7 protein-coding genes are annotated in these 7946 nt (G+C 37.2%); all 7 read right to left on the bottom strand.

The window, feature by feature from the left end:
- Nucleotides 1-501: 501 nt before the first annotated feature.
- The 7 genes from AAGC65_RS12490 to AAGC65_RS12460 all read right to left on the bottom strand — a co-directional run bounded on the left by AAGC65_RS12490 (nucleotide 502) and on the right by AAGC65_RS12460 (nucleotide 7191).
- Complete coding sequence (locus AAGC65_RS12490; RefSeq protein WP_343112786.1) at nucleotides 502-771, bottom strand: hypothetical protein; 270 nt, start codon at nucleotides 769-771, stop codon at nucleotides 502-504.
- Between the two features lie 331 nt (nucleotides 772-1102).
- The gene (locus AAGC65_RS12485) at nucleotides 1103-1738 is read right to left on the bottom strand and encodes a hypothetical protein (protein WP_343112785.1); all 636 of its coding nucleotides are present in this window, start codon (nucleotides 1736-1738) and stop codon (nucleotides 1103-1105) included.
- Between the two features lie 423 nt (nucleotides 1739-2161).
- A complete protein-coding gene (locus tag AAGC65_RS12480) occupies nucleotides 2162-3064 on the bottom strand; it encodes an ATP-binding protein (protein WP_343112784.1) in 903 nt (300 codons plus the stop codon).
- A gap of 350 nt (nucleotides 3065-3414) precedes the next feature.
- Nucleotides 3415-4302 carry a phage exclusion protein Lit family protein gene (locus AAGC65_RS12475; protein ID WP_343112783.1) on the bottom strand — a complete coding sequence of 296 codons (888 nt, stop codon included), beginning with the start codon at nucleotides 4300-4302 and terminating at the stop codon, nucleotides 3415-3417.
- A gap of 101 nt (nucleotides 4303-4403) precedes the next feature.
- Nucleotides 4404-5324 carry an STM4504/CBY_0614 family protein gene (locus AAGC65_RS12470; RefSeq protein WP_343112782.1) on the bottom strand — a complete coding sequence of 307 codons (921 nt, stop codon included), beginning with the start codon at nucleotides 5322-5324 and terminating at the stop codon, nucleotides 4404-4406.
- A gap of 576 nt (nucleotides 5325-5900) precedes the next feature.
- On the bottom strand, nucleotides 5901-6359 hold the full coding sequence (locus tag AAGC65_RS12465) for a hypothetical protein (RefSeq protein WP_343112781.1): 459 nt from the start codon (nucleotides 6357-6359) through the stop codon (nucleotides 5901-5903).
- A 196-nt stretch (nucleotides 6360-6555) separates the two neighbouring features.
- Nucleotides 6556-7191, bottom strand: a complete 636-nt coding sequence (locus tag AAGC65_RS12460) for an FISUMP domain-containing protein (RefSeq protein WP_343112780.1) — start codon at nucleotides 7189-7191, stop codon at nucleotides 6556-6558.
- Nucleotides 7192-7946: the final 755 nt, after the last annotated feature.

The following is a 7946-nucleotide window of genomic DNA, read 5'->3' as shown; positions in this document are numbered from 1 at the left end:
AGCAAGTATTACTAATTAATTGCTTGGTTAAACTTTAAGTTGTTAATGATCTCTTGTGATGTGGTAGTACACAAAGTCGTACACATCGTTACAAATATAATCATGAGTCGGTAATTGCAAAGTGTTCCATAATGATTTTGATTAAGTGAATAAATAATTATGATGCCTATACAGGTTTGGAGCAATCAAGTCCAAAAGGAAAAGATATAAATGGACAGCGTGATTGCCTGTGGGTTTATGCTCGGCTTTTGGACGCTTCAGAAGCTCCAGCCCTAACTTTGTTACATAATTATTATCTCACTCCATCTACCTTCTAATAGCACAGCTTAAGCTACCTGAACACAAGGTCAATTTCAATCCAAGAATATTAATATTTCACTCTTTATAGGAGGTACTAAAACTTTGGATTGTTAAATGAGATTGATCAAACTCAATTCAGAGAGTTTACATTTTCCTACTTTATAGGGGTCGTGAAAAGCCTGAATTAGCAGACGTAAACGGTTACTTCCAAAAGTAAGCTGCTATGTCCGCAATTTTGTTCTTAGAAGCTTCCGTCAGAAAAGGGTATTCACTGGACAGTCTATCTTTGGTTGCCTTATGACTCCAAACATCATCACCGGCAGACCATGTTGTATCATTTGTAGCAAATGATGCGATTTTTGCTATAAGAATTGTTACATCGTTGCCGTATTTATCTTTCAATGAATTAATAATAGCAACGACAGACAATTCATTTGTAATTGCTTCATTAATTTGCTCTTCTACTGTCATATTGATTCAAATATATTAATAGTTTGCTCTTTATATGGGATGGATAATCCCTGAATTGAAGATTATGATTGGTCAAACTCAATCCAAACAATTAGAACTTTTAGCTTTTATAGAGGGTATGAATATGTTGGATTGATGAATTGATAAACTAAGAATAGAGATTGGTGGGTTGGCTTTCAACTTATTCTTTTAAAAGGTTACTGAATTCGACCTGTTGTCAATGATTCGTCTAATTAACTTCGCAGTCATCGAAATCAGCAACCTTTTAATAACAGAATCGAACTTTCTTGTTAAATACTTAGGTTAATGAGACCGTCTTTACCAATTTTAATTAAGATCCTAATATAGTTGATCCGATTTCATACGCAGAAGTTAGTGTCTTAATGCCCTTTTTAATTATTGTCATTCTCCGAATACCTTTTACTTCCGCTTTAACCAAGTCAAATATCTCTTTGTTATTAGCAACGTACTGCGGTGATATGCCTTTTAAAACCTCAACTGTTTTAGTTATGTAGATTTTTAGTTCTCCAAAAGACTCTTCTATACGTTCTTCACTTAATTCAATTAACTCATAATCTAAAACTTGATCGTTTTGAATTTGAAAGAACATTACAGCAGGATATTTAACAGTAACATCTCTGCCGAAATATCTCTCAATCAAAATATTTGAGTCAATTGATGGATTGATTTCGGAAGTAACTGAAGTTAGGAAACCATTCGTAAGAGCAGGCATATAATTTAAGCTAAACACTGTTAAATATTTACCCGATGTAGCGTTAAGGCTCAACCAATATTCAGGTTTGTTTAAAACGCTATGAAGACCCTCGTTCATAAAGTCATATAATATGAATGCGAAGGCCAAAGCTCGACTATTCGCTTTGTGTTCATTACATATTTCTATAAATCTTTCGTTAAAGGTTTCAAGATTGTGTCCCTGGTCTTCCGAATTAAGGAATATGGTGTACATTGAGTCTTATTTAAATGGTAAATGTTAGATAATTAATTAGGAGTATTAGAATGCTACAGTCCTTTGCTTCTTCAATATGCTTGATAAAACTCATTCAGCCATCCAGCTCCATGTTAGTTGTAGCGTAAACAATCTTAGCGCTTCCATCCGAAGAAATAACATAGTCTTGCTTTCTTCTGCTGAGTTGTAAGAATGATAATATTGTTGTCAACCGTGGTGATGATGTCCTCACTTTCAAATAGTTTCATAACGTGACATTGTTTGGTGATTCAATATAATAAATTGTATAATAATATGCAAGGTTACTGCAAGCCGACAACTATTATATTGAAACATTTGAAAATGCGACATCTTTCGTTGCTAAGCTTGACCTCTTTGTCTTAAGACTTTTATTCAATCGCTAAATATGTTAGTTCAAGATAACTATATGTTATCATATACCGGAAGGCCTTTTAAAGGAGTTTCGCCGCTAACAGGTTCGGCATTATCAGCATTAACAGTCCAATTAATCTCATACCTTCTAAAGTCTTTATTGAAGATGACTTCGGAGTGAGATAATTTTAATCGCATTTTAGGGAGTAAGGGTTGATACCGTTTAGGCCCATACTCAACTCCGGCAGTTGTTCGTGCAGTCACGTCACGAAATGTATTTTCTACCGATATCTTCCAAGTCTTGTTGAAAGGACTATCATCATCAAGTAGGCTATCTATTGGTATGTTTATAATACAATGTATATATTTTGCCAATACCACACCTATATTCTTGGCATAAACATTCAAATAGTATTTAGGATATTCATCTTGAGGCTCTCGGATAATTTCAAACTCTAACGCAATTTTAGGATGCGCAGCCCTGTTCCTAACATCTCTTATCTCGTGGTCATACATTGGGAGATTATTGAAGTTGTGCCGCTTGTAATATCGTTGATCGTTAGATTGATGTGCTGTGTTACTCTGAGGCACTTCTACAACATATACTACCTTCTCCTTGTCACCGTTTATTTCAATAGGGTGAATTTGAATGCCTTCAATTTTGGGCTGAATAGATGTTTGTATTATCTGTTCCACCCATTCTTTACTTATATAATTTCGATCAATTGGTTCGATTTGATTTACAATATGCTTGTTCTCCTTATCCTCCTTTAAACCATAAATTACTACACCACCATCTGCATTAGCGAATGCAGAGACGTCTTTTGAGATGTTATCTTTTGTTTTGTTTGAATTGGATTTGTCTAGTGCTCCAGATGCTTTGAAGTCGAGATGCAAATTCTCTTCGGTTCGCTCTGAGATAAGAGCCTTAAGGTAATCTTCGTTATACTTCATGGTTATAGGTTGTGATGCTAATGTCGCTGAAAACTTTCTTAAAACAAAGTTCCATACACACCATTGATAAGCTAACTTGCTCGGATTGGTTCAAATGGCTTAGTAAACGCTGACTGAATTTCTGTACTTTTTAAACCATGTATCCATATTGTGCTTTGAATCTGTGAACTCTAAATAGTAAGGATAACAATATGCTCGAACAGACTAACTGTTGACTGGTAGCACTAAAGGCAAATTGGGGATAGAGAAAATGCGGAGACTCCTGAAAGGATACCCATTTTCGAGATACTACTTTGAAACGAAGTGGCCATTTGCTGAAAGTTCAGCTAACTTTGCGATGAGAATTGATATCACGCTCTAAACTTTAAAGGAGGTACCTTGGACTTTTCGATATCGAGGCAGGAGTAAAGGTAATTTAATATATCATCGAAGGATTCGAAACTCATGTCTTCAGTCAAATAGGTTGGGGACAGTTGATTTATGAAGAGCGATAAGCCAATGTTGTAAATTAAATCCATGCCGGACTTATGATGTTCATTTTCAAATTGGACTTTATTCATCAAATTAAATATTCTAGTATCTACATCAGGGTGCTTCATTTGAAGTAGATCAGCAGTGTTTGTAATTAGGTATAAGTTAGACATATGGGCAACAGATGCTGCAAAGACGTTTATAAGTGTTGAGTCTTCCGTTTCATCTACTTCTTTTAAACAATCGAAAGCAAAGTTGTCAGCTTCACACTCTAATAATTTCAAAGTTTGACTTTCCTCTTCTGTTAATTCTTGTTTAGTAATCAGTGGCAAGTATTGATCATGTCCAATTGAAAGGTGTCCAAGTTCATGATATACAATATACAGAACAGCTTGAATGAAAATGCGATTAGTTAAGTCGCAATCTTGAGATACACCAGCGGGAGAAGGTAAGTTTGCTGGCCAATTAGAGCATTCTCTTTTCAATGAAACAGCCCAAGTGAATATTGAATTTGTTCCAATAAGTTCTGGCGCGTCAGTCATTACTATATACGTTTGACCCTCCGCTATCCTTTTCTCTGTGAAATCCAAAAGTGACATGAAGGAATAAATCATACACCATAAATAAGATAAGTGAGATTCATGTAGTTGGATTAATCCTAAACGCAAATCAACTTTTGGAGTCGTCAATTTGCTATCAAACGAGTTTATACGAATGTTCAGAGGCTTATTTTTTTCCAGCAAATTTAAGACGAAGCCATTAGCCATACTGCTCTTATTGGCAAAGCGAACTATTAGCTCATTATACAAAAGGGAGATTGGTTTCTTAGATAAACTAGCACACATGACTAACTCTGATAACAGCAGGATTAAAGATTGCTTAATTCGATAAGATAAATTATGTTGCTCCCTGTGAGATTAAGTGCATACCTTGTGGTTTCATCGTCAGCAGTTGTTGGAGTTGCTCCCTGTCCATGACCACCAACTTTATTTCTAATTGTTGGGATACCGCTTTCCAAAAGGTTTTTGAATGCAGAGATTTGAGTTTGCATATAGCTAGGGATAAGGTTATTCGTAAGCACAACGTTAACTAGCGGCTTAGCTGTATCCGTAGTATTGAATGTCCAACCTTTTTCTGTGCAAATGATCTTCATAGTACTTTCAAATGCCTTTAAGCATTCAGCAAGGCACTCCTTGTTTCTTCCATGCCTGTAATGTTCGTGTGCTTTAAGATATTCCTCATTTGCCCCTAAGAATTTGGGGTTAAATAAAAGTTGAAGGGCAGGTTTTACAATCTCAGAATGAATGTACATCGAGTCCATCTTGACCATCCTATCAACTTCATATTGATATCCCACCGCATGTTCTTTAAAGCGTTGGTTAAGTTCATCTATTACTTCTTTTCCATTTAATTTCACTTCACCATAATACTCGTGTTCCGTTTCAGGAATAGTTTTATCTATATAATTTAAACATAATTCAACAGCATCTAAAACCTTTTCAATAGACTTTTCCATCAGGATAAAGTTATGTATCTCTCCTTCGGACGTTCTACTATTATTAAGTTCGAATAAGCCATATTCGCGACGTAAGATATCACAAATGTATTGATATGCTTCTTGCGCATATGAATTGATATATCTACCTTCACCATATTTACCCATACCATCTGTGATAATATGGATTATTTGTGTTCGGAGACTTTGGTTAAGCTCATCGTACAAAAGAATGTCGGTTGCTTCGGCAGATAGTTCCTTCTGCCTTTTTGAAAAGAGGTTATAGGTTGGCATATTATTTACTTATGATATCAAGTATAGTTATAATCTTTAGGTAAATCAAATTCTGCAAGCCGCTGCGAGTTGAGTGAGGGTCTGTGAAGGGATAGCTGCAAGGCAGCGGCTTCACAGTATGCTTCACAAACGACTGGCGCTGCATTTGATTAATGGCCCCGTGCTGTTGCGTCTTCAAATGCTGTGAAAGTCGTGAAGCCCGAACGATGGCGCAGGCGAGCCTAACAATATGAGCGGTTGGCTTTATAGATATTGAGCGTTGCAAGCGTTACCTGGTCACACAGACCAAGTAAAAGCGCAGCATAAGCGAATGGTATATAAAGACAGAGAAAGCTCATGTGGATTACCGTAATTGCTACCGACAACAGCAGTGACAGGCTGCGGATGCAGTGGAGTGAAATATGTGCGTAGCTCTTATTGAACGGCACGAAGCCTGGCGGTTCTGTTGTATAGCTTTCAGGTAAGTAACACCGATCTTCCTGGTGTGTGAATGGCCTCTGCGCCTAGTTATAAAGAATAGAGCTAGCCTTAACCCGTTGTAAGCAACCGAGAGCGGGTAAGGCGAGAGATAATTCTTTACTGAGCGTTCGCGACGTTACTTAATATCTTTGATATATCCTCTAACAAATGGGGCAAGTCACCGTGAGTTATAAAGTCAGGAAACGCGACTTTTCCTTGCATTTGTTTCGTAATCTTTTTGTTTCGCCATTTGACTTCCCCCGGTTCAATGAACTTGGTACCTATATAGAAGTTAAAATTACCTCCATGTGCGCCAGCATTTCTTAAATGCCGTAAGAAGTTAATTGTTTCGTTGTTCTTTATAATCTCATAGGCTGGTTCAGTTTTTAGACTTTCAAAAGCAAAGACTGCTAACATTTTTAAAGATAGGTTTCCGACGTCTTGGGTGCGTTCTTCTGATTTGCAGATACTCAGATAGTTACTCTTACTAATATGGGCATCTTCTCCTACATTTGATGTTAATGTTATTAAAAGGTTGTGCGGTTTTAGAACTAATTCAACTTCATTTGGAAGCATTCTTGGTATAGTCAGACCTCCCCATAAACATGTAATGGCGTCAATGCTTAACTCAAATGTTTTGTGTATATCTATCGGTCGCATATGGAATTGAAAAGATAAGGTTGGTAAAGATAACAGATACAACCAAAATAAAGAGCCTGCCCGAAAGCAAGCTCTTCAGGCATTGAGATTCTGTAACTTTTAATAAATCAGCTTACTTGTCTCTTACAAAACGTAAACTGAACCTGCTTTTAGACGCGTGAGGTGTGTAGTCAGTGCCAATATAGTCAAACGTCATTCCTCCGTCTTTGTCGTTGAATGTGCCGAAAACATATTGGCTGTTCGCATCACTGGTTAATGCGGTCGATGTCCAAAACGTAGCTAATGTTCCTTTAGCATCATAAGTAGTACCATCATTTGATTGGCCTGCCGGATAAGCATTGAAGCCACTTGTGTTTGTGCCTTGAGTCAAAGTCCAGTCTGACTTAGACTTAAGTTTTGTTGACACATCTGCTTCGCCCTCAACATAGCCATCCTCGTCTTTAGTTGCACCTAAGAACAGCATTAGCGTTTCGGCATCAGCTTTTGTTGGCAGTCGCCATCCTGAAGGTAAGGTTATGGCCTTAGCTTCTGCCAAAGTATAGAATTTACCATAAGTAGGGTTATTAGCTGTCCCGTTGTAATTTGTACCGCCAGAACCATTGTAATTTACCGCTGTCCATGTTTGGGTGCCGATAGTTACTGTGGCATAGTCGGTGCCATCAATTGTTACCTTGTTGGTGTCTTGGGGTTTTACCTCGTTAGTAGATTTCTTACTGCATGACGCAAACAGTAAAGCAGTGGCAGACATTGCCACGAATAGCGCTTTTTTCATTTTGATCTTGTGATTGGGTTTTAAGTTATTATTGAATTGTTATTTGAAAGTTGTGACGTCGCTGTCCTTGTTCTACCTATGTCAACAATTAATAAGCTAAAGGTTCGAAGTATGACTTGGTGCCGTAAATATCGGTTGCATAGAAAGAAGACTTAAACATTTCGCAATTTACATCGCAGGCATTCTGGCTACAATAAATAATTTCATCTCCTTTACCCTCCTTAATCTTACCGATGACTCTGTTGTCACTGTTTAAGGTAATCGCAAAGATATTCCTTCCATTATTATCTTTAAACATATTATTTCTGGTCTTTAAGTATAGGAAGAAACCTGTCCTAAGTTCTACGTCAGATATAAAGCTTTCAGTCCTCTGCGTCTTTTTGTTGAAGTAGGTGATTTTGTACGTTCGAAGGCATTGTGCCCGAACCTGTGTGGTAAATAACACTATTATTAAGATAAACAAAGATTTCATGTAAAATGATTTAAGGCCCGATCAGTCCTCAATCGGTAGGTTTTAAAACACGAAAGCGCAGGACTTAACTAAGTCTGAGCTTTAGAGGCACCTAGGAGAGCCCTATAACCACAAACAAGTCTTCGCCCTACGCTTGCGCGTGGACGTTGAACTCATTTGCTCTGGTTATAAGTGAAATTTCCTAGGTTTCCTAAAGCAGAACAAACAAAGCTTAACGCTTATATTTTCATTAAAATGATATGTCTAGGTAATGGTATGT

The organism is Mucilaginibacter sp. (assembly GCF_039207105.1).
Classification (GTDB): Bacteria; Bacteroidota; Bacteroidia; order Sphingobacteriales; family Sphingobacteriaceae; genus Mucilaginibacter.
Note: the sequence above shows the minus strand (reverse complement) of the source record. Positions and strands in the feature narration are given on the sequence as shown.